Below are 2,081 nucleotides of genomic sequence, written 5' to 3'. Positions count from 1 at the left end.
GACGAAATCCGGTTCAGAGCGCCCGCCAACCGATATCGCGGCGGCAGAATCCGCCCGGCCAATCGATGGCATCGACCATGCCATAGGCGCGGTCGCGGGCCTCGGCCAGTGTCGCGCCACGCGCTGTAACGTTCAGCACCCTGCCGCCAGACGCGACGACAGAGCCGTCCCGTTCCGCCGTCCCGGCGTGAAAGACCATATGCGCGGAATCCTCGGGCATCTCATCCAGCCCGCGGATTTGCGAGCCCTTGGCATAGGTGCCGGGATACCCCTCGGCCGCCATCACCACGGTCAGCGCGTGATCTTCGGCCCAGTTGACCCTGCAATCCCCCAGCCGCCCTTCGGCGCAGGCATGAATGAGGTCGAAGGCCTGCGCGCCAAGCCGCATCATCAGAACCTGGCATTCCGGGTCGCCGAAGCGGACATTGTATTCCACCAGCCGTGCATACCCGTCCCTGATCATCAACCCGACATAAAGGACGCCCTGAAACGGCGTGCCGCGCTTTGCCATCTCGGCGATGGTGGGGCGCACGATTTCATCCATGGCTTGGCGCAGCACCGCATCCGACAGGACCGGGGCCGGGGAATAGGCCCCCATGCCGCCGGTATTCGGGCCGGTATCGCCGTCGCCCACCCGCTTGTGGTCCTGCGCAGTGCCCACCGACAGCACATCCGCGCCGTCGCAGAGAACGAAGAGCGAGGCCTCCTCGCCCTCCATGAATTCCTCGATCACTACCTCGGCGCCAGCAGTCCCGAATTCGCCGCCGAACATGTCGTCGAGTGCCGCCAATGCCTCCTCGACCTCCATCGCCACGATCACGCCCTTGCCGGCGGCAAGACCGTCCGCCTTGACCACGATCGGTGCACCCTTGGCCCGCACGTAATCCGCTGCCGCGTTCTTCTCGGTAAAGCGCGCATAGCCCGCTGTCGGGGCCCCGGCCGCGTCACAGATTTCCTTGGTGAAGCCTTTCGAGGCTTCCAGCCGTGCAGCCGCCGCCGAGGGGCCGAAGGTCAGGATGCCCGCCGTGCGCAAGCTGTCGGCCACGCCTGCCGCCAAAGGCGCCTCGGGTCCGACAATGACGAAATCGACGGCGTTTTCCTCGGCGAACCCCACCACCGCCGCGCCGTCCATGATGTCGAGATCGGCACATTCGGCCAGCATCGCGATCCCGGCATTGCCGGGCGCCACGATCAGGCGGTCGCATTTGGGGTTCTGCTTGACCGCCCATGCCAGGGCGTGTTCCCGCCCGCCGCCTCCCAGAATGAGAATAATCATTGCCGTCCCCCGCTTGGCCTCGCCTGCCTGGCGTTCTAAGGTCGGGGGGCAGAGGATACAAGCGGACCCATGGACATCTTCGAAGACCAGAGCGGCGGCAATGCCCATGAATTCACCGTCTCGGAAATCTCCGGCGCGGTGAAGCGGATGATTGAGGGCGAGTTTGGCCATGTGAGGGTCAGGGGAGAGATCGGCCGGGTGTCGCGCCCGGCTTCGGGGCATCTTTATTTCGACCTCAAGGATGACCGCTCCGTCATTGCCGCCGTGTCGTGGAAAGGGCAGGCGGCGAAACTGTCGGTGAAGCCGGAAGAGGGGATGGAGGTCATTGCCACTGGCCGCCTCACCACCTTTCCCGGCCAGTCGAAATACCAGCTGATCGTCGAGGATATCGCGCCTGCGGGCATGGGTGCCCTGATGCTGATGCTGGAAAAGCGGAAAGCGGCTTTGGCCGCCGAAGGCCTCTTCGCGCCCGAGCGCAAGCAGGCGATCCCTTATCTGCCCGAGGTGATCGGCGTCGTCACCTCGCCCTCGGGTGCGGTGATCCGCGATATCCTGCATCGGTTGCGCGACCGGTTTCCGCGCAAGGTACTGATCTGGCCGGTCGCGGTGCAGGGCGAGAAATGCGCGCCCGAAGTGGCCGCCGCGATCCGGGGCTTCAATGCGCTTTCCCCCGGCGGTGCGCTGCCGCGCCCTGACCTGATCATCGTTGCGCGGGGCGGTGGGTCGCTGGAAGACCTCTGGGGCTTCAACGAAGAAATCGTCGTCCGCGCCGCCGCCGACAGCACCATTCCGCTGATCTCGGCGG

At 65.7% G+C, this 2,081-nt stretch carries 2 protein-coding genes; one reads left to right on the top strand and one right to left on the bottom strand.

Annotation, left to right across the window (positions count from 1 at the left end; genetic code table 11):
• Nucleotides 1-13 precede the first annotated feature (13 nt).
• Nucleotides 14-1,276: a phosphoribosylamine--glycine ligase gene (gene purD, locus WBB85_RS01500; protein WP_432636855.1), complete on the bottom strand. Its 1,263-nt coding sequence runs from the start codon at nt 1,274-1,276 to the stop codon at nt 14-16.
• A 69-nt stretch (nt 1,277-1,345) separates the two neighbouring features.
• Here purD and xseA point away from each other — a divergent pair.
• The coding region (xseA, locus tag WBB85_RS01495) for an exodeoxyribonuclease VII large subunit (RefSeq protein WP_432636854.1) at nt 1,346-2,081 on the top strand (736 nt) is incomplete at its 3' end.

The organism is Albidovulum sp. (genome assembly GCF_049646345.1).
Lineage (GTDB): Bacteria > Pseudomonadota > Alphaproteobacteria > Rhodobacterales > Rhodobacteraceae > Albidovulum.
This window is presented reverse-complemented; position numbering and strand designations above follow the sequence as displayed.

Coding starts and splice junctions, on each gene's coding strand:
- purD (WP_432636855.1), bottom strand. CDS start 1,276: ATGATTATTCTCATTCTGGGAGGCGGCGGGCGGGAACACGCCCTGGCA.